This window comes from Evansella vedderi, assembly GCF_030813435.1.
Lineage (GTDB): Bacteria > Bacillota > Bacilli > Bacillales > Salisediminibacteriaceae > Evansella > Evansella vedderi.
The window spans coordinates 158,277-177,678 of the sequence record NZ_JAUSUG010000005.1 but is presented as its reverse complement, the minus strand read 5'-3'; the positions used below and the strand labels follow the sequence as shown (position 1 = coordinate 177,678).

Here is a 19,402-nt window from a genome sequence, read left to right as displayed (position 1 = left end):
GAGAATTCCCCTTGTTAACTTCTTAAATATTATTACTTACGACGATTTTCGTCGTCTTTTCCGTCGTCGGTAGCTTTTCCAATGGATTCACGCATGTCAGTGTCTGCCATTACGTTTTTCATATTCATGTAATCCATAACACCCATGTTCCCAGAGCGGAAAGCTTCTGCCATCGCTAAAGGTACTTCTGCTTCTGCTTCTACTACCTTCGCACGCATTTCTTCTACTTTTGCTTTCATCTCTTGCTCACGAGCAACGGCCATAGCACGGCGCTCTTCCGCTTTGGCTTGGGCAATTTTCTTATCTGCTTCTGCTTGGTCCGTTTGTAATCCGGCACCAATGTTTTTCCCAATATCAATGTCAGCAATATCAATGGATAGGATTTCAAAAGCAGTCCCTGAATCTAAACCTTTTTTCAATACAGTTTGTGAGATCATGTCTGGATTTTCTAAAACTTCTTTATGTGTTTTAGCAGAACCGATAGTAGATACGATACCTTCACCTACACGGGCAATTACTGTATCTTCTCCAGCACCCCCAACGAGTCTATCAATGTTTGCACGAACTGTGATTCGTGCTTTCGCTTTTACTTCAATTCCATCCATGGCAACACCGGCAATAAACGGTGTTTCAATTACTTTCGGATTAACACTCATTTGTACTGCTTCTAATACGTCACGACCGGCTAGATCGATTGCTGCCGCACGTTCAAAAGTTAATTCAATATTTGCACGTTGTGCAGCAATAAGCGCATTAACAACTCGGTCTACGTTACCACCTGCAAGATAATGACCCTCTAGTTTATTTATGCTAAGTTCTAATCCGGCTTTAACTGCTTTAATTAATGGATTGATAACACGATGTGGTATAACTCGACGTAGTCTCATCCCTACTAGTGTAAAGATACCTACTTTTACTCCAGCTGCCCATGCGGAAATCCAAAGCATTACTGGAACAAATGTAAATAGTATAGCAAAAGCTACCACAACTAAACCTAAAACAATAATGAGCATAATTTCTGTTGGCATAATGTTTCCTCCTTCAACTTTTCCATCTTTTAGTTTTCATTTACTTCTCGAACGACAATTCTTGAACCTGCGGTTGCAACGATTTTCACTTTCCTACCCTGTCCAATATAGCCTCCTTCAGAAACAACGTCAAGTCGTTCATTACCAAAAATGGCGGTTCCCGATGGTCTAAGGACTGTAAGGGCTTCCCCTTCTTTCCCAACCATATCTTGACGTGTTACATTGGATACATAACCTTCCTCTGTCTTTATGGAATCGGTTAAAATTACTTTTTTTAATGGACCACGATAACCAACATACTTAAAGAAAAGGACAGACATTATTATGGTTAAAACAGCTGCAATTAATAAAGAAATTAAAATATTAGCAGTGGAATAGGAAGCCAAAACCATACTCCCAATTATCGCTCCAATACCTATAATACCAAATATCCCGAATCCAGGCACTAATATTTCAATAAGTAGCAGAATAACTCCTACACCAAATAAAATAAATGTTTCCATTCCAGCAAAGCCTGCAACCATATGTCCAAAAAAATAGAGAAATAGTGCTGTGGCCCCCATTATTCCTGGAATACCAAAACCTGGTGAATAAAGTTCTAAAACAAGCCCCATACTCCCAATTGATAGTAAGATTGGGATAACAACAGGATGCGTAACAAATCGTGCTATTTGTTCTGCAAAACTAACTTCCATTTCCCGTTCTTCAGCATTTTCTAAGCCAAGAAATTCCAATAGCTCTGAGCGATCCCTAGCTATTGCCTCAGCATATCCTACTTCATAAGCTTCACTTGCTGTTAAAGTAAGAAGATAGCCTTCTTGTGCACGGTATTCTGGTAAGTCGATTTCCGGGTCTGCCATCGCTAATGCATAAATAGGATCTCTTCCATTTAACTCCGCTGCCTCTTTCATTGTAGCTAACCAAGCAGAGTGAGCTTTATCATCAGCAGCCGTACCGGAACCATCGATAACCTGCGCTGCCCCCATTGCAGATCCTGGAACCATGACAATTTGATCTGCATTAAGAGAAATAAAAGCTCCAGCAGACATAGCTTCTCCCACAACATAAGCTGTCGTTGGAATAGGGATTCCTTTTATAAGATTAGCAATTTGACCTGCTGCATCCACAAATCCACCTGGGGTATCTACCTCGAAAACAATTTGATCGGCCCCTTCCTCTAATGCTGTATCAACAGAACGTTGTAAAAAGGCAAGTAAACCTCGTTCTACAGCTTGTTCTACAGGGATATAATAGACAAGCTTACCGTCTCCCCCTTCATCCGCAGCAGTAGGTATTAATGTAAGCGATAAGCCGAAGAGGATCATTAATGTAAATGCGATAATTCTCATACGCTTCATGTTAGTAGTTTCCTCCTTTCTTTTAAGGCTAACTAAATTACCATAGTTAAGATACGTATAAACTAAAGTAAAGTTTCAAATAAAGTGTTTCTAATTTTATTATAATCATAAATTTATCCAAAGAAAACTTTAACAATTAAAAAACGCCTTGCATCGTACAAGGCGTTTTACTTAAGCTAACGTATTTTGAACAAGTTGTTTAACTTTTCCACCATCTGCTCGGCCTTTTACTTTAGGCATGATGGCTCCCATCACTTTCCCCATATCTGCTCTTGATTTTGCACCAACTTCTAAAATGGTTTCATTAACTACTTGCTGTAATTCTTCCACAGATAGTTGTGATGGCATATATACTTGTAGGAATTCAATCTCTGACTTCGTTTTTTCAACCAGGTCTTCACGATTGGCTTGTTCAAATTCGTGGAGGGATTCTTTACGTTGCTTCATTTCACGATTTAGAACAGTTAGAACATCATCTTCTGAAAGATCATTCCCCAGTTTAATTGCTTCATTTTGTAAAGAAGACTTTACTGAGCGAATGACATTGAGACGTTCCTTTTCCTTTTTCTTCATCGCATCCTTCATATCTTGATTTAACTGATCAAGAATCTTCAAGGAAATACACCCTCTCCTTAGAACTTACGCTTACGAGCTGCTTCAGACTTCTTCTTACGCTTAATGCTCGGTTTCTCATAATGCTTGCGTTTTCGTACTTCTGCCAACGTGCCCTCTTTAGACATGGTTCTCTTGAAGCGACGAAGAGCAGCATCTATGGATTCATTTTTACGTACACGTGTTTCTGCCATTCTATATCCCTCCCTCCAAACAACCAATCGAAGACACACAAAATTGCATGTCTTTGTTGATTATATACGAATAGGCAATTTGGGTCAACTTTTTATTAAAAAGCTCAGTTAAATTTTGATTTCGATGTTGATTTTTGCTTCAGGCGCTCGCTTCAATCAACATTGTTTAAAAATCAAAAATTCCCTTTAAAAAAGCCAATTAAAAAAGTGGAAATAATTCTTCACACTCACCTGACTTTTTATAAGGTATGAAGAAGATATTCCGTTTAAAATACACGAAAGTGGAATTGCTTGTCATCCTTGTCCCTTATCCCCCATACATATATTTAGAGGGGAGTTGAAGACATGAATCAAATACTTTCACTTTTTGCCATTTATATTGCCCTTTTTTTATTTGGAATGACAGTTATGCGTCAAGGGCTGTTACATTTACAAGGGGATAGGATGAAGGATTGGTTACATAAGGCAGTGGACCACCCATTAAAAAGCTTGTCCATAGGGATAGTAGTTACGGCTTTATTACAAAGCAGTTCTGCAGTAATGGTAATGACTGTAGGATTGGTTGCAACTGGTTATCTTAGTTTTCGACACTCCATTGGTATCATTTTAGGAGTAAACATTGGTACCATTGCTACTTTAGAAATCCTAGCATTTGATTTAACATGGCTTATATTTCCTTTACTAATAATTGGGGTTCCTTTACTTATGACAAAAAGTCATCTGCTGTTTAGTATTGGCTGTTTCTTATTTGGTTTCAGCAGTATTATTATTGCCATGCATGGTTTTGAAACATTGACGTACCCATTATCCTCCCTCACATTAGTATATGATTGGATTCTTTCGACAAATGAACATAATATCGTAGCCCTTACAGCAGGCATAATTATTAGTGCCTTAATTCAATCTAGCTCGGCAGTTACAGCCATTGCCATGAGCTTCATGAATGAAAACTTACTCATCTTACCTGCAGGAATCTCTATCATGCTAGGAGCTAATCTAGGAACATGTGTAACAGCGTGGTTAGCAAGTATTGGTGGGAGTAAAGAATCAAAATTAACTGCCTATGCGCATATTTGGGTTAATGTTTTTGGGATTCTACTCTTTATCCCATTTGTACAGCTTTTTTCTTATTATATCGAGACCCTATCGTCTATCCCTTCTCAACAGTTGGCACATGCAGCCCTTATTTTTAATGTGGTGTGTTCTTTATTATTTTTGCCAATTATTCAATACTTTGCGAAATTTATTCAGTGGGTTCATAAGACTCCTATTGAATAAGAAAAACACATTAAATTTTTATACGTAAAGAGGGTGATTAAATGGTTAATTTTAACCTTTTGATCACCCTCTTCATAGCTGTTAATACCCAGCTTGTCCCTGTTTTCCTTGAACAATGGCAATTCCTGCACTTGCACCAATACGAGTGGCACCTGCTTCAATTAGTGCTGCTGCTGTCTCACGATCTCTTACACCACCCGATGCTTTAACACCAATGTTAGGACCAACCGTCTCTCTCATGAGCCGAATATCTTCTACTGTTGCTCCTCCACCAGAAAATCCTGTAGAAGTTTTTACGAAATCGGTTCCTGCTTGTACAGCTAAGTCACATGCTCGTACTTTTTCTTCTTCAGTAAGTAAGGATGTCTCAATAATTACCTTTACTAAAGCTTTTCCTTTAGCGGCTTCCACAACAGCTTTTATATCGTTAAATACCAGCTCATCGTTATTATCCTTCAATGCACCAATATTAATAACCATATCTACTTCTGTGGCACCATTTTCAATGGCATTTGCTGTTTCATAGGCCTTCACTTCTGGCGTCGTTGCACCAAGGGGAAAACCAATTACTGTGCATACTTTAACTTCAGGTGTATCTTTTAATACATCATAGGCTGTTCTTACCCATGTAGGATTAATACAAACAGATGCAAACCCAAATTCCTTTGCTTCCTTTGCTAATTTAGTAACTTGCTCCTTTGTTGACTCAGGTTTTAATAGAGTGTGGTCAATCATTTTCGCCAGCTCTTTTTCCATTCAACCCATCCTCTCAATAAATCTTTAGATGTACGTACCTCTTTTCAAAGCATACCACGTTTTATTTACCTTTACGAGTGAACATTTCATATTATCCCCAATAATCATTCATGAACCCGGTCAGTTACAAATTTGTGAACATTCTCTAAGACACTATAAAGAAGAGGGTGCCACTTAATGGTAGCACCCTCTTTATTGAACTTATTTCTAAATCTTTTAGATTAATTATTTACGACCTTTTTTGGTTGTTCATAATCATCACGGATGACACGTACAAAACTTCCAACGTTATATGGGTATCCTGCTTTTTCTATCTTCACTTTCACGATTTCTCCAATAAGACTCTCATCTACAGGAACCTTAACTTTCATATAATTATCAGCATATCCAACAAAAAATCCTGATTCTGGATTTTCCTTATCCAATTCTTCAGGGATTACTTCCAATACCTCTCCTTCGTAATTAGAAGCATATTCTTTTGCAAGCTGGTTAGATAATTCAATCAACTTATGAACGCGTTTGTTTTTCACCTCATCATCCACTTGATTCTCCATTCGTGCAGCTGGAGTTCCAGTACGCTTTGAATATGGGAAAACATGTAGTTCAGAGAAACCTATTTTATTTATGAATTCATAGGTTTCTTGGAATTCTTCATCTGTTTCTCCAGGGAAACCGACAATTACATCAGAAGTAACAGCAAGACCTGGTAAAGCTTTTTTCAACTTCTCGACTCTCTCCATATAAAATTCAGTCGTATATTTTCTACGCATACGCTTCAACACACTATCAGACCCTGATTGTAGTGGTACATGTAAATGGTTCACTACTTTGTTTGAGCGGTCAATAACATCAATAACCTCATCGGTAATTTGACTTGCCTCAATAGATGATATTCGGATTCTCTTTAAGCCTTCAACTTTTTCTAAATCTAAAAGTAGTTTAGCTAAACTATAATCCTTCATATCTTCCCCGTAGCCACCTGTATGAATTCCTGTTAGAACGATCTCTTTATAGCCTGAAGCTACTAATTGATTTGCTTGTCTAATAACATCCTCCGGTTTCCTAGAACGCATTAAGCCTCTTGCCCATGGTATAATGCAGAATGTACAGAAGTTATTACAGCCTTCTTGAATTTTTAATGAAGCACGAGTACGGTCTGTAAATGCAGGAACATCCAACTCTTCGTAAACACGAGCCTTCATAATATTGCCTACTCCATTAATAGGCTCACGTTCCTTTTGATACTGTTCAATATATCCAAGAAGCTTATGACGATCTTGTGTACCAACAACAATATCTACTCCTGGTATAGCCATAACCTCTGCTGGAGATGTTTGGGCATAGCATCCAGTAACACAAACAACAGCATCTGGATTTTTTCTAATTGCCCGCCGAATAACCTGACGACTTTTTTTATCCCCTGTATTCGTTACAGTACAAGTATTTATAACATACACATCAGATGTATGCTCAAACTCTGTTTTCTCATAACCCGCAGACTGAAACAGCTGCCAAATTGCTTCTGTTTCATAATGATTCACTTTACAACCTAATGTATGAAAGGCCACTGTTGGCATGGATATCACCTCAACAATTCAAAATGATAGGATATGGCAGATAAGCCATATAAAGGAGCTGTTTCACTCCGTAAAATTCTTGGACCTAGTCCACAAGGGACTGCTCCATTTTCTTTCATTAGATCAATTTCACGATCAGAAAAACCACCTTCAGGTCCAAATAAAAATAAAAGAGATTCTCCTTCATTCATTTTATTTAATTCCGAAACTAGATGGCTTTTCTCATCGTTTTTAGCTGCTTCTTCATATGCAACTAAAACGGTATCAAACTGGTTGAACTTTTCCAAAAGTAATGGAAATTTTACAACGTCCCAGACATTTGGGCATACTTGCCTATGGGATTGTTCTGCTGCTTCTTGTGCGATTTTCGACCATCGCTCCACTTTTTTACCTGCCTTTTTCGCATCCCATTTTACGACAGAACGCTCTGCTTCAAATGGGATAAAGGCATTTGCTCCTAATTCGGTTCCCTTTTGGATAACTAACTCTAGCTTATCACCCTTTGGTAAACCATGGGCTATAGTGACTTTAATAGGGAGCTCTACAACACTTTTTTCTTCTGAGAGAATCGTAGCTTGAATCTGTTCATCTGAAACATCAGAAAGCTCACATATATAGCAAGTCCCTTCTTCTGAACAGCAAATTATCCTATCTCCTTCATTCATGCGCATAACACGTCTAATGTGCTTTATGACATCACCGGTTATCATAACATATTCTTCATGGAATTGTGATTTATTTAAAAAATAGCGTTGCAAGCTAATCACCCTACTCTGGTTTTTTTTCCAATAATCGCTAACCAATCTTCCATTTCTACGATTTCGAGAATTTCAAACCCACTACGATTCATCGCTTCTTTCACATCTGCTTTTTTTCCTTTGATAATTCCTGATGTTATAATTTTGCCACCAGGATTTAGTGATTGATAAGCATCGTCTGTCATTTTTACAATGACATCTGCAAGAATATTAGCCACAATGACATTAGGTGTTGTTGCAACACCTTCTAAAAGATTACCTTGTTTCACCGAAACAACATTTTGGACTTTATTAAGCTTTACATTTAGTCTAGCTGATTGAACTGCTACGTCATCTAAATCTATGGCATCAACTTTGGAGGCCCCCAATTTTGCTGCTGCAATGCTAAGAACACCAGAGCCCGTTCCTACATCAATAACTGTATCACCTTTAGATAAATGGCGCTCTAATGCTTGAATACATAATACAGTAGTTGGATGTGTACCAGTACCAAAGGCCATGCCAGGATCAAGCTCAATGACTAATTCTTTGTCATGTATGCGCTGATACTCTTCCCATGTTGGTGTAATAGTTATTTGCTCTGAAACCTTGACAGGCTTATAGTACTTTTTCCAAGCTGAGGCCCACTCTTCCTCATTTACTTCACTAACAGAAACTGTATTGTGCCCTATATCTATATCAAATTGAAGGAGTTGGTTAATAGCCTCTTTGATTGCATCTACCGTATCACCTAAAAAACTGTTTACAGGCAAATAGGCTTTTACAAGAACACCCTCTTGTGGATAATCATCCGGAGAAAGTTGATAAATTTCACCATACTTCGTCTCCCAAACCCTCTCTAAATCCTGTGGGTCTTCAATGACTACACCGCTTGCACCTGCTTCGTGAAGAATATTACTTACAGGTTCTACCGCATCTTGGGTTGTATGGATACAAATTTCAGACCACTTCAACGGAACCAACTCCTTTAATATTGATATAAAATATTACTTAAATGCTTTCATTAATCACCGAAGTTTTTAAAAGCGCGTTTCACCTTGGCAAAGAAATTCTCACTCTGTTCATCCGGCACTTCATTACCGCTTATTTCCGCAAATTCCCGGAGTAACTCCTTCTGCTTTTCGGATAATTTCTTTGGTGTAATAACTCTAACTTGGATATGCTGGTCACCTTGCCCCATTCCACGTACATTTGGGACACCTTTTCCACGGAGTCTAAAATGTGTACCAGTTTGTGTTCCTGCAGGAATCTTTAATTTTACCTTCCCGTTTAAGGTTGGTACTTCAATCTCATCTCCTAGGGAGGCTTGAACAAAGGTCAATGGCATTTCACAATAAATATCGTCCCCATCCCGTTTGAAAAACTCATGGGATTTTACGTTAAAGACAACATACAAGTCTCCCGGAGGGCCACCATTCACACCAGGTTCACCTTGCCCGGATACTCTAATCTGTTGACCTGTATCCACTCCAGCAGGGATTTTAATATGAATTTTCTTACGTTTTTTAACTTTCCCTTCCCCACCACAAGTACGGCATTTATTTTTTATGAACTTACCGGTCCCGTTACAATGGTTACACACTCTTCTATTTACTACACGGCCAAATGGTGTGTTTTGTTCAATGTTTAATTGACCAGAACCACCGCAATGGGAACAGTTTTCTGGTTTTGTTCCTGGTTTTGCACCAGATCCATGACATGTTTCACACGTCTCTTCTCGAGGAATTTCTATATCTGTTTCTTTTCCAAAGACAGCCTCTTTAAACTCTAAAGTCATGGTATATTGAAGATCAGCACCTTGCCGAGGGGCATTTGGATCTCTTCTGCCGCCACCGCCACCAAAGAACATATCAAATATATCACTAAAGCCGCCGAAGTCACCCCCAGCACTTCCGCCAAATCCACCAAAACCTTGATTTGGATCTGTATGACCAAATTGATCATAGTGAGCACGTTTTTGACTGTCGCTTAGAGTATCATAGGCCTCTTTTACTTCTTTAAATTTCGCTTCAGCATCCGCTGCTTTATTTACATCTGGATGATACTGGCGTGCTAGCTTACGGTAAGCTTTCTTTATTTCTGCTTCCGATGCATTTTTATCGACACCGAGCACATCATAAAAATCTCTCTTGCTCATTGTATCCACTCCCGATTTTAATCCATAACGACTATGTTAACACTCTCTAGCAAAACAGGCAAGATAGACACCCCATCTTGCATTATTTAACAAACAAAGAAGTTATCTATCATTACAGTAGGCTGTTTTCGAATAACATAGTTGTTTTTGAAAGCCTGTAGCGTATCCAAGCCAAATATATTCGTCTATAAAAACCTTATTAGAAAACAGCCTTACTGTAAAAAAGTCAAAGCCAAGGGCGACCTGACTTTGACTTTTAAACAAACACCATTCGAAGCGTTGTGTATTACTTTTTCTCTTCTTCATTCACTTCTTCGTATTCTGCATCCACAACATCGTCGTTGTTACCTGCAGTTCCAGCATCTCCTTCACCTTGGCCTTGAGCCTGTGCCTGTTGAGCTGCTTGCTCATATAGCTTTGTGGAAAGCTGTTGAACCACTTCTTGAAGCTCATCTTTAGCAGTACGAATTGCTTCGATATCTGTACCTTCTAAGGCAGATTTCACTTTATCTTTAGCTATTTCTGCTTTCTCTTTATCAGCAGCATCCACATTATCAGCAAGATCCTTTAGCGTTTTCTCAGTAGTAAACACTAATTGATCTGCTTCATTACGAAGGTCTACTTCTTCACGACGCTTTTTGTCCGCTTCCGCATTTGCCTCCGCGTCCTTAACCATCTTTTCAATTTCCTCTTCAGATAAACCTGATGAAGAAGTGATTGTGATAGATTGCTCTTTATTAGTTCCTAAATCCTTCGCACGTACGTTAACAATACCATTAGCATCAATATCAAAAGATACCTCAATTTGCGGTACCCCACGCGGTGCAGGAGGAATATCGGATAATTGGAAACGACCTAATGTCTTGTTGTCTGCAGCCATTTCACGCTCCCCTTGAAGAACATGAATATCAACAGATGGCTGGTTATCAGCAGCTGTTGAGAAAATTTGAGACTTACTTGTTGGAATTGTTGTATTTCTGTCAATAAGCTTCGTCATAACTCCACCCATTGTTTCAATACCTAAAGATAATGGAGTTACGTCGAGTAATACAACATCCTTAACATCTCCTGTTAGAACCCCTGCTTGAATCGCTGCACCAAGGGCAACTACTTCATCAGGGTTAACTCCTTTATGAGGATCCTTACCAGTTAACTGCTTGATAGCCTTTTGAACAGCAGGGATACGCGTAGATCCACCAACAAGCACTACCTTGTCAATTTCATTTGCAGATAACCCAGCATCAGACATAGCACGGCGAGTTGGTCCCATTGTTCTTTCCACTAGGTCAGAAGATAATTCTTCGAATTTAGCACGAGATAAGTTAAGCTCCAAGTGCTTTGGCCCTGATGCATCCGCTGTAATAAACGGCAGTGAGATTTGAGTTTGAGAAACCCCTGATAAATCCTTCTTCGCCTTTTCAGCAGCATCCTTCAAACGTTGTAATGCCATTTTATCTTGAGAAAGATCAATACCATTATCTTTTTTGAACTCTGCCACTAAATAATCAATGATAACTTGGTCAAAGTCATCCCCACCTAATTTATTGTCACCAGAAGTAGCTTTAACTTCAAAGAAGCCGTCTCCTAACTCTAAGATAGAAACGTCGAACGTTCCACCACCAAGGTCATAAACTAAAATCGTTTGATCCTCTTCCTTTTCTAAACCATAAGCAAGTGCTGCAGCGGTTGGCTCATTTACAATTCTTTCAACTTCTAGACCCGCAATTTTCCCAGCATCCTTTGTTGCTTGGCGTTGAGAGTCGTTGAAATAAGCTGGGACAGTTATTACCGCTTTAGTCACCTTTTCCCCTAAATAGGCTTCCGCATCTTCCTTTAGCTTTTGAAGAATAATAGCTGAAACTTCTTGTGGAGTGTAGTTTTTCCCTTCTACGTCTACCTTGTAATCAGTACCCATGTGTCTTTTAATAGATACAATTGTATTAGGGTTCGTAATCATTTGACGCTTTGCTACTTCCCCTACTTGACGTTCTCCATCCTTAAAAGAAACTACTGATGGTGTCGTTCTCGCTCCCTCAGCATTGGTAATAACAGTGGCTTCTCCACCTTCCATTACCGCTACACAAGAGTTCGTTGTTCCTAAGTCTATACCAATAACTTTACTCATTTTTAAATTACCTCCTGTTCTTTTTAAACAATATGTAGTACTACGAGTTTACTTTTACCATTGCAGGTCTTATTACGCGATCCTTTAGTTTATAACCTTTTTGAAGCTCTTCTACAACAACATTCTTTTCATATTCATCTGTTTCCACTTGCATGACAGCCTGATGTACATGTGGATCAAAAACCTGTCCAACAGTTTCAATAACTTCAATACCTTCTCTATTTAAAGCATCCTTAATCTGGCGATAGACCATTTCCATCCCCTTTAACAGGTTTTTCGTTTCCTCAGCTTCAGGTGTAATCATAAGGGCCCGCTCGAAATTATCTAAAGCAGGTAACAATTCCTCTGCAAGTTGTTGTGATCTATATTTAGCATCCGCTTCCTTCTCTAACCTTGTACGTCTGCGGAAGTTATCGTAGTCAGCTTGCACTCGAAGAAGACGATTTGTCGTTTCTTCCAGCTTCTGTTCTAATTCATTTACAGGGTCTGACTCTTCTTTAGTTTCATGAGCTTCCTCCACTGGGCCATTCTCTACTAATTCATCTGCAGCTTCTGTTTCTGAAGCTTCAGGTTCTACCGTTTGTTCCATTTTTTCTACCACTTCTTCTTGAGCTGTGCTATTTTTCTTATCCACCATTTTCACCTCCTCAAGTTAATAAAAAATTATGATGGATTTATTTCAAGGAAAAGCTCCTCCATTCATTAGGAAAAAATGAAAGAAAGAGTTTTCCGTTTACAAATATGGAGAATAAAACTTGTAAGTCTTTTTGTCAAATAATAACCATTAAAAGTAGTTATTTTTGATATCGATTAGTTAACAGTTTCGACAAATCCTTAGAAAGGTAATCCATAATTCCAATTACACGGGGATATTCCATCCTCGTTGGACCAAGAATACCGAATGTTCCCATGTGTTTTCCATCTACAGAATAGGTAGCTGTAATCAATGTACAATCATCAAATGGTTCAAAACGGTTTTCTTGCCCAATTTTAATAGTCATGCCTTTCCCTTCAGAACGAATTAGTTTAGAAATTAAGGCATCCTCCTCAAAAATGTTAAATAAACGTTTTACTCTCTCCACATCATTGAATTCCGGTTGTGCCAAAATATTTGTTTTACCGCTAAAAAACACCTTTTCGTTTTGTTGAGATAGAAAGGTTTGATTCAGTAAAGTCATGACTGAGTCATATTGATCAATGTATTTTTCCAAAACCCTACCAATCTCTGATGTGAGCTTATTCCGCAAATGAACGAGGGGGACACCCTTTAACTTATCATTTAAGATGTTGACTACTTTTTCTAATTCGTTTACATCCAAACCATTTGGGAGCGATACAGTTTGATTTTCCACATGTCCCGTATCTGTGACAATGATGGCCACCGCTGAGTTTTGGGATATTGGTACTATTTGTATTTGCTTTAATGTGGATTCAAATACTTCAGGCCCTAACACGATAGATGTATAGCTTGTTAAATTGGATAGGATCTTAGCTGATTGCTGAATAACTTCTTCAATTTCACTAAATCGTTCGCGAAAAACAGACTTTATATCACTTATTTCCCGAGAGGTTAACTCCTTTGGTGACAATAAGTGATCCACATAATATCTGTATCCCTTTTGTGATGGAATTCTTCCAGCCGAACTATGTGGTTTCTCTAAGAAACCAAGCTCTTCTAAGTCTGACATTTCATTTCTAATAGTAGCAGGGCTGTAATCAATATCCTCCCGCTTTGAAACACTTCTGGAGCCTACAGGTTCAGCATGGGTAATATAATCATCAATAATAGCCTTTAATATGAGCAATTGACGTTCTGTCAGCATATGCATCCCCCTCCTGTTAGCACTCTTCATCAACGAGTGCTAAATCTATAATATAAGTTACCAAAGAAGGAATCCTCTTGTCAATGAACATAGTTAAAGAGGACATAATTTTGTATAAATTACTCCCCTAGTAAAAATTGCTCAAACACTTCGTTACCTAATAATAGTCCCTTTTCCGTTAACCGAAGGAAGTCCCCATCCTGGAGTAGAAGTCCTTTATTAACAAGTGGAGAAATGACTCCAGAAAAAGCTTCATCCATTTCAATATTAAACTTTTCCCTGAATTTATTCATACTTACTCCTGAAAGCTTTCTTAAACCCATAAACATTTCTTCTTCCATTTTTTCTTTTAACGTTACTCTGTGTTCTTCTCTAAAAGGAAATCCTGTTTTTTTCATAGCCTCCATGTATTTAGGTAACGGTCCGTGATTTATTCTTCTTGTACCATTAACATAACTGTGTGCACCTGCACCAATACCATAATAATATTCATTATCCCAATAAGTTACATTATGCTTACTTTCATAACCATCTTTAGCAAAATTACTGATTTCGTATTGGTGAAAGTTCCCTTTAGCCATATGAATCCGTAATTCTTCGTACATGTCTCCTTCTAAATCTTCTCCCGGCAATGGTAGTTTACCCTTTTTAAAGAGCTGATAGAATACGGTTTTCTCTTCCACTTTTAGGGAATATGCGCTGACATGTTCAATGGATAATGTATTAACTTTTTCCAACGTAGTGTTTAATTGTTCCATTGTTTGGTTTGGTAAACCAAACATTAAATCTAATGATAAATTAGTAAATCCAACTTCCCTTGCCAAAAGAATGGTTTTATCAATATCTTCTGGATGATGATCCCTGCCAATTTGTTTCAATAAGGTAGGGTCAAAGGTTTGCGCTCCTATACTAAGACGATTAACGCCTAATTCTTTCATCATCTTTAATTTTTCCAAGTCCGCGCTACCAGGATTCACTTCCACCGTCCACTCTAGCTCTGGTTGAAGAGGGAAATAGAGCTTAATAGTGTTTAGGAGCTTATACAACTGGTCAGTAGACAAGGAAGTTGGGGTTCCTCCTCCCACATATATAGTTGAAATCCTATCTGTAGGAAAAGCTTTCAGCGTATTAACAATTTCATCTTCACATAAGGATAAATACTCATCAACCGGTTGGTTAGCTAGAAAAAATTTATTGAAATCACAATAATGACAAATTTGCTCACAAAAGGGAACATGGACATAAACGGCATGCGTCATTTTACTCACCGACCTTCTTTTCATTGAAAGTTAAAGACCGCAGGAAATCCCCACGGTCTTAAACCTTAGTTACTTTTTCGTATCGTCCATACTTAATACAGACATAAACGCTTCTTGTGGAACCTCTACACTTCCAACACTCTTCATACGCTTCTTACCTTCTTTTTGCTTTTCAAGAAGCTTACGTTTACGGGAAATATCCCCCCCGTAACATTTAGCTAAGACATTTTTACGCATCGCCTTAATGGTGGATCGAGCAATGATTTTTTGACCTAAGGTTGCTTGAACTGGTACTTCAAACTGCTGCCTTGGGATTAATTCCTTAAGCTTCTCAACAATAACCTTTCCACGTTGGTAAGCACTATCACGATGAACAATAATAGATAAAGCATCTATCTTTTCAGCGTTTAATAAAATATCCATTTTCACTAACCTGCTTTCCTTATAACCAATCATTTCATAATCAAAGGAAGCATAACCTTTTGTACTGGACTTCAGTACATCAAAGAAATCAAATACAATTTCAGAAAGTGGTATTTCGTAAACGATATTTACACGGTTTTCATCCATATATTTCATATCCACATAGTCACCGCGCTTCTTCTGGCACAACTCCATCACGGCACCCACGTAATCGTTTGGAACCATAACCTGCGCCTTTACATACGGCTCTTCCACGTGGTCAATTTTTTGCTGTTCCGGCATATTCGCTGGATTATCAATGGTCAATTGACTGCCATCAGTCAAATAAACATGATAAATTACACTCGGTGCGGTAGTGATTAAATCAATATTAAATTCCCGTTCAATCCGCTCTTGGATAATTTCCATATGCAATAAGCCTAGGAATCCACAGCGGAAACCAAATCCTAGTGCCTGGGATGTTTCTGGCTCAAATTGCAAAGCAGCATCGTTTAATTCTAATTTTTCTAAGGCATCTCGTAAATCGTTATAATCATTTGTATCAACTGGATACAGACCACAGAACACCATTGGATTTAACTTACGATACCCTGGGAGTGGTTCTGCTGTTGGTCGATCGGCACTTGTTACAGTATCCCCCACCCGTGTATCACTTACATTCTTAATGGACGCAATCATAAATCCTACATCACCAACCGTTAGTTCCTCCATAGCTGTAGGTTTAGGGGTAAATACTCCAACTTCTTGGACTTCGAATTCTTTTTTGGTAGCCATCATTCGAACCTTATCACCAGGTTTTACCGTCCCTTCTACGACCCGCATATACACGATTACGCCACGATAAGGGTCATATAATGAATCAAAAATCATCGCCTTTAAGGGTGCAGAAGGATCTCCGGAAGGGGCAGGAATTTTATCCACTACCGCTTCTAGAATTTCATCAATTCCAATACCGCTCTTTGCAGAAGCGAGAAGGCAGTCTTCTTTATCTAATCCGATAACATCTTCCACTTCCTGTTTTACACGTTCTGGTTCTGCACTAGGGAGATCGATTTTATTAATAACAGGAATTATCTCTAAATCATTATCTAAGGCCAAATAAACATTAGCTAATGTCTGAGCTTCAATCCCTTGAGCAGCATCTACAATTAACAATGCACCTTCACATGCTGCTAAGCTTCGAGAAACCTCATACGTAAAATCCACATGTCCTGGAGTATCTATCAGGTGGAAAATATATTCTTCACCATCGTTTGCTTTATAGCTTAATTGAACAGCATTTAATTTTATGGTAATCCCACGTTCCCGTTCTAGATCCATCGCATCAAGCATCTGATCTTTCATTTCTCGCTGCGTTAATGCACTGGTTTTCTCAAGGATTCGGTCCGCTAATGTTGACTTTCCATGGTCTATATGGGCAATTATAGAGAAATTACGTATTTTCTCTCGTCGTTTAATTCGATCCTCATGCTTCATCCTAATATCACTCCTACTAATTCTATAAAGACACCTGACTTAGATATAGTATGCTTGATCTTCCGAAGGAGATCTCTAAGTCAAAGTATGTAAACTAAAAATACGGAAAATGTTCCTTTTGCAAAAAGGGAGGAGAACTAGCGTTTTTCATCATAAGATCCTCGAGTAACAATACCACTCGAGAATACACTAAGAAATATTATAGCAATAATAAGGGTAAATCTTCAAATATTCTTTTTTATGGCACAGTTAAACGATGTTAATTTCGAAACAGATTGAAATAGTGTTGAATGAAGCGGAAGGTGCGAGACTCCTGCGGGAAAAGCAAGAGGCCACTGAAAAAGGACGTTTTTTCCCTTTTTCAGTGGTCTCGAAGCAATCAGCGAAGCCGTTGCAAGTTTTTAAAGCCTGCTATGAGTGGTTTTTTCATAGCAGGCCCGCAACGCGCGGAGCGATTGCTATTTTCTCAGCGAAAAATATATGGGCCTCGAAAAGCAATGGCTGAAGACACCGCAGGGACGAGCGTTTCTTCACGAGTACGCTTCGAGTTGTCTCGACGGATGGAACTACGAAGAGATACTAGCAGAGGAAGAGACATGGCCCGAGGAGGCTGAAGCATTGCCCGTGGAAAGCGAGTATCCTGAAGGGAAAATTAACATCAAAGTTTAACAGTGTTTTTTTTAGTATTATATCCACAAAATAAACAAAGAAGGTGACTCAATAGGTATTTTTTAACCCTTTAAGTCACCCTACTTCACTATTTATGAAGACACCCTCTTAAACTGTTTATATATTTAATGACTCATTAGAGAGAAAAAGGATCGAAATGCACCTTCAAATGCATCAGCAGTTCTAAGACCCATTTGTGAAAAAAAGTTATGTCTACCAGCCGAATTAGCATAAAGGGTTTTATCCATTAAATCCCGTTGCAAATCCACATCCTTCACTAAATCCTTACGAATCTCCTCATCATCGTGATCATAAATGACAAGTCCATCCCCGTCTTCCATTTTAATTTTATAATCTTCCACTTCCTTAAAAACAATACCAGGTGTTGTTCTCACTGGAACAGACTCTTCCTCTTTTGGCTCTTTCTCTTTTTTTGCTAGAATATTATCCGGATCTACTTGGACATGGTTAGAATAAACAATACCTAAAATAAACCCAAACATCAGTATTGCTGCAAATAGAAGCCCTCTTCCAAAAATATGTGCCATTTACTCCTCATCTCCTCCCGGCATGTTTTCACCTCTAGTTTCCCAATAAAACTCACTAAATATTTTTGCAAACACTTCTACTGTGCGGTAAACCTCTTCCAAAGAATTGTCCACACCGCCAAATTCAATGAGGATGGAATTAGGTGATACGTCTTGATTGTAGACTCCGTTTACACCTGTCCCCGTTTTTGTTGGATCAAATACCCCTCTGCTTAAACCAGGATATTTTTCTTCCACTCGTCTATGAAGCTCAGTCATTAAATCCTCATTCTTCTCATGATTTGGATTGTTTTTTCCAATCACAAATAACAATTTTGCATATTCCACTCCATTTATTTCTACCGTTGTTACAGGTCTACGTTGTGCATCACGATGAAGGTCAAAGTAAAATTCAAATTCACCATGCTCCTCTATATTCCCTTTAAGCACCTCTCTGGCCATTCTGTACGAATCCCTATATAGCCATCCCCTATCATTTAATTTGGCACCAATATCACTTTTATCAACGACAGACCCGATTCCATATTTAGCCAACTCCATCCCTAGTCGTTCTCCAGCGAGAGTAATGTTAACCTCTCCATGATTTGCTAAATTGGCATTTGAAGTATCTTCAATATTTAACTCTGGGAAGAACGATTCACGGTTATGTGCATGCATAATATGAACGACATTTTCTAGTAATTCTTGCTCATCCATTTCTTGACGCATACGTTCTATTTCTTCTAACCTTTCATTTGCCGCCTCACGTTCAGCCAATAATACTTCCATTGGGGGAGCAGACTCTATAGGCATCTGTGTATAATCTACCCCTTCACCAGCCACAATAATTCTTCCATCAAATAACGCAAATCCAGGAAGTTCCCTTCCCAATAAGCTTCGATGATCCTCCGGATTAATACTTGTAGCCAATTCAAAAACGGCACTAGATACTGATGGAGGAGAGTAATCCTCAGGGAGAGCCTGAGTAAAATAGCTATTCTCTGTTCCCATCATGGAAACAAACATTTCATGAGATATATTCCTACCAGCTTCATTAATAGAAGCAGAAGTAATGATACTTGGTCCCAAGGCTGTTAATAATGGGATGAAGAAAAATAATAATAATACTCCCATCACAACTGAGAAAATCCCTTTACTTAAACTGAAGCTTGTCCTATTCCATTGAGAGTGTATTTTTTTCCTACGAACAGGGCGTTTCCTCATAGAACTTGTCCATCCTTTCAAATGTCACAAACTTTTAATTAGAGCTTGTCTACTATAAAAAGTATGTAGGGGACGGTTAAGATAGAACCGTTTTTTAGTTTGGCTGTTTTCTAAAGGCTCTTTTCGCATAAAGTGCATTGTTGCTTTTCCCACTGGAGTCACCGCCTTCCGCTTCTCC

At 38.5% G+C, this 19,402-nt stretch carries 18 protein-coding genes; 2 read left to right on the top strand and 16 right to left on the bottom strand.

From position 1 onward, the window contains the following. Positions 1-32 precede the first annotated feature (32 nt). From floA to rpsU, 4 genes are all read right to left on the bottom strand, one after another. Entirely contained in the window at positions 33-1,028 is a 996-nt protein-coding gene (gene floA / locus J2S74_RS08410; RefSeq protein ID WP_307324202.1) for a flotillin-like protein FloA, read from the bottom strand. A 29-nt stretch (positions 1,029-1,057) separates the two neighbouring features. Further along, entirely contained in the window at positions 1,058-2,386 is a 1,329-nt protein-coding gene (locus tag J2S74_RS08405; protein ID WP_307324201.1) for an NfeD family protein, read from the bottom strand. 171 nt (positions 2,387-2,557) lie between these two features. Continuing rightward, positions 2,558-3,001, bottom strand: coding sequence for a GatB/YqeY domain-containing protein (locus J2S74_RS08400; protein WP_307324199.1), 444 nt, complete (start codon positions 2,999-3,001; stop codon positions 2,558-2,560). Between the two features lie 17 nt (positions 3,002-3,018). Further along, on the bottom strand, positions 3,019-3,192 hold the full coding sequence (gene rpsU / locus J2S74_RS08395; RefSeq protein WP_013488195.1) for a 30S ribosomal protein S21: 174 nt from the start codon (positions 3,190-3,192) through the stop codon (positions 3,019-3,021). A gap of 345 nt (positions 3,193-3,537) precedes the next feature. Here rpsU and J2S74_RS08390 point away from each other — a divergent pair, with 345 nt between their 5' ends. Further along, complete coding sequence (locus J2S74_RS08390) at positions 3,538-4,470, top strand: Na/Pi symporter (protein ID WP_307324189.1); 933 nt, start codon at positions 3,538-3,540, stop codon at positions 4,468-4,470. Positions 4,471-4,551: 81 nt separating this feature from the next. On the opposite strand, the gene deoC is transcribed toward J2S74_RS08390, so the two are convergent. From deoC to lepA, 10 genes are all read right to left on the bottom strand, one after another. Then, positions 4,552-5,226 (bottom strand): deoxyribose-phosphate aldolase, encoded by a 675-nt coding sequence (deoC, locus tag J2S74_RS08385; RefSeq protein WP_307324187.1) that lies wholly within the window; start codon positions 5,224-5,226, stop codon positions 4,552-4,554. A 221-nt stretch (positions 5,227-5,447) separates the two neighbouring features. After that, positions 5,448-6,803: a tRNA (N(6)-L-threonylcarbamoyladenosine(37)-C(2))-methylthiotransferase MtaB gene (gene mtaB / locus J2S74_RS08380; RefSeq protein ID WP_307324183.1), complete on the bottom strand. Its 1,356-nt coding sequence runs from the start codon at positions 6,801-6,803 to the stop codon at positions 5,448-5,450. 5 nt (positions 6,804-6,808) lie between these two features. Continuing rightward, the gene (locus J2S74_RS08375) at positions 6,809-7,561 is read right to left on the bottom strand and encodes a 16S rRNA (uracil(1498)-N(3))-methyltransferase (protein WP_307324179.1); all 753 of its coding nucleotides are present in this window, start codon (positions 7,559-7,561) and stop codon (positions 6,809-6,811) included. Positions 7,562-7,566: 5 nt separating this feature from the next. Next, positions 7,567-8,514: a 50S ribosomal protein L11 methyltransferase gene (gene prmA, locus J2S74_RS08370; protein ID WP_307324176.1), complete on the bottom strand. Its 948-nt coding sequence runs from the start codon at positions 8,512-8,514 to the stop codon at positions 7,567-7,569. Between the two features lie 50 nt (positions 8,515-8,564). Next, positions 8,565-9,698: a molecular chaperone DnaJ gene (gene dnaJ, locus J2S74_RS08365; protein WP_307324173.1), complete on the bottom strand. Its 1,134-nt coding sequence runs from the start codon at positions 9,696-9,698 to the stop codon at positions 8,565-8,567. Positions 9,699-9,984: 286 nt separating this feature from the next. Further along, positions 9,985-11,823, bottom strand: coding sequence for a molecular chaperone DnaK (dnaK, locus tag J2S74_RS08360; protein ID WP_307324171.1), 1,839 nt, complete (start codon positions 11,821-11,823; stop codon positions 9,985-9,987). A 40-nt stretch (positions 11,824-11,863) separates the two neighbouring features. Next, positions 11,864-12,460, bottom strand: coding sequence for a nucleotide exchange factor GrpE (grpE, locus tag J2S74_RS08355; RefSeq protein WP_307324167.1), 597 nt, complete (start codon positions 12,458-12,460; stop codon positions 11,864-11,866). 157 nt (positions 12,461-12,617) lie between these two features. Further along, a complete protein-coding gene (gene hrcA, locus J2S74_RS08350; protein WP_307324164.1) occupies positions 12,618-13,646 on the bottom strand; it encodes a heat-inducible transcriptional repressor HrcA in 1,029 nt (342 codons plus the stop codon). Between the two features lie 119 nt (positions 13,647-13,765). After that, positions 13,766-14,905 (bottom strand): radical SAM family heme chaperone HemW, encoded by a 1,140-nt coding sequence (hemW, locus tag J2S74_RS08345; protein WP_307324382.1) that lies wholly within the window; start codon positions 14,903-14,905, stop codon positions 13,766-13,768. A 69-nt stretch (positions 14,906-14,974) separates the two neighbouring features. After that, on the bottom strand, positions 14,975-16,804 hold the full coding sequence (gene lepA, locus J2S74_RS08340) for a translation elongation factor 4 (RefSeq protein WP_307324161.1): 1,830 nt from the start codon (positions 16,802-16,804) through the stop codon (positions 14,975-14,977). Positions 16,805-17,284: 480 nt separating this feature from the next. Between lepA and J2S74_RS08335 the strand changes: the two genes are divergently transcribed. Beyond that, positions 17,285-17,473 (top strand): hypothetical protein, encoded by a 189-nt coding sequence (locus J2S74_RS08335; protein WP_307324159.1) that lies wholly within the window; start codon positions 17,285-17,287, stop codon positions 17,471-17,473. A gap of 125 nt (positions 17,474-17,598) precedes the next feature. On the opposite strand, the gene J2S74_RS08330 is transcribed toward J2S74_RS08335, so the two are convergent. Continuing rightward, the gene (locus J2S74_RS08330) at positions 17,599-18,021 is read right to left on the bottom strand and encodes a hypothetical protein (protein WP_307324157.1); all 423 of its coding nucleotides are present in this window, start codon (positions 18,019-18,021) and stop codon (positions 17,599-17,601) included. Continuing rightward, on the bottom strand, positions 18,022-19,134 hold the full coding sequence (spoIIP, locus tag J2S74_RS08325) for a stage II sporulation protein P (RefSeq protein WP_307324154.1): 1,113 nt from the start codon (positions 19,132-19,134) through the stop codon (positions 18,022-18,024). Positions 19,135-19,402: the final 268 nt, after the last annotated feature.

What these genes read in the sequence shown, in the direction of transcription:
- floA (WP_307324202.1), bottom strand. Translation starts at nt 1,028, where the DNA reads ATGCCAACAGAAATTATGCTCATTATTGTTTTAGGTTTAGTTGTGGTA.
- J2S74_RS08390 (WP_307324189.1), top strand. Translation starts at nt 3,538, where the DNA reads ATGAATCAAATACTTTCACTTTTTGCCATTTATATTGCCCTTTTTTTA.
- mtaB (WP_307324183.1), bottom strand. Translation starts at nt 6,803, where the DNA reads ATGCCAACAGTGGCCTTTCATACATTAGGTTGTAAAGTGAATCATTAT.
- hrcA (WP_307324164.1), bottom strand. Translation starts at nt 13,646, where the DNA reads ATGCTGACAGAACGTCAATTGCTCATATTAAAGGCTATTATTGATGAT.
- deoC (WP_307324187.1), bottom strand. Translation starts at nt 5,226, where the DNA reads ATGGAAAAAGAGCTGGCGAAAATGATTGACCACACTCTATTAAAACCT.
- J2S74_RS08335 (WP_307324159.1), top strand. Translation starts at nt 17,285, where the DNA reads ATGGGCCTCGAAAAGCAATGGCTGAAGACACCGCAGGGACGAGCGTTT.
- J2S74_RS08405 (WP_307324201.1), bottom strand. Translation starts at nt 2,386, where the DNA reads ATGAAGCGTATGAGAATTATCGCATTTACATTAATGATCCTCTTCGGC.
- J2S74_RS08330 (WP_307324157.1), bottom strand. Translation starts at nt 18,021, where the DNA reads ATGGCACATATTTTTGGAAGAGGGCTTCTATTTGCAGCAATACTGATG.
- grpE (WP_307324167.1), bottom strand. Translation starts at nt 12,460, where the DNA reads ATGGTGGATAAGAAAAATAGCACAGCTCAAGAAGAAGTGGTAGAAAAA.
- lepA (WP_307324161.1), bottom strand. Translation starts at nt 16,804, where the DNA reads ATGAAGCATGAGGATCGAATTAAACGACGAGAGAAAATACGTAATTTC.
- hemW (WP_307324382.1), bottom strand. Translation starts at nt 14,905, where the DNA reads ATGACGCATGCCGTTTATGTCCATGTTCCCTTTTGTGAGCAAATTTGT.
- rpsU (WP_013488195.1), bottom strand. Translation starts at nt 3,192, where the DNA reads ATGGCAGAAACACGTGTACGTAAAAATGAATCCATAGATGCTGCTCTT.
- spoIIP (WP_307324154.1), bottom strand. Translation starts at nt 19,134, where the DNA reads ATGGGAGTATTATTATTATTTTTCTTCATCCCATTATTAACAGCCTTG.
- dnaK (WP_307324171.1), bottom strand. Translation starts at nt 11,823, where the DNA reads ATGAGTAAAGTTATTGGTATAGACTTAGGAACAACGAACTCTTGTGTA.
- dnaJ (WP_307324173.1), bottom strand. Translation starts at nt 9,698, where the DNA reads ATGAGCAAGAGAGATTTTTATGATGTGCTCGGTGTCGATAAAAATGCA.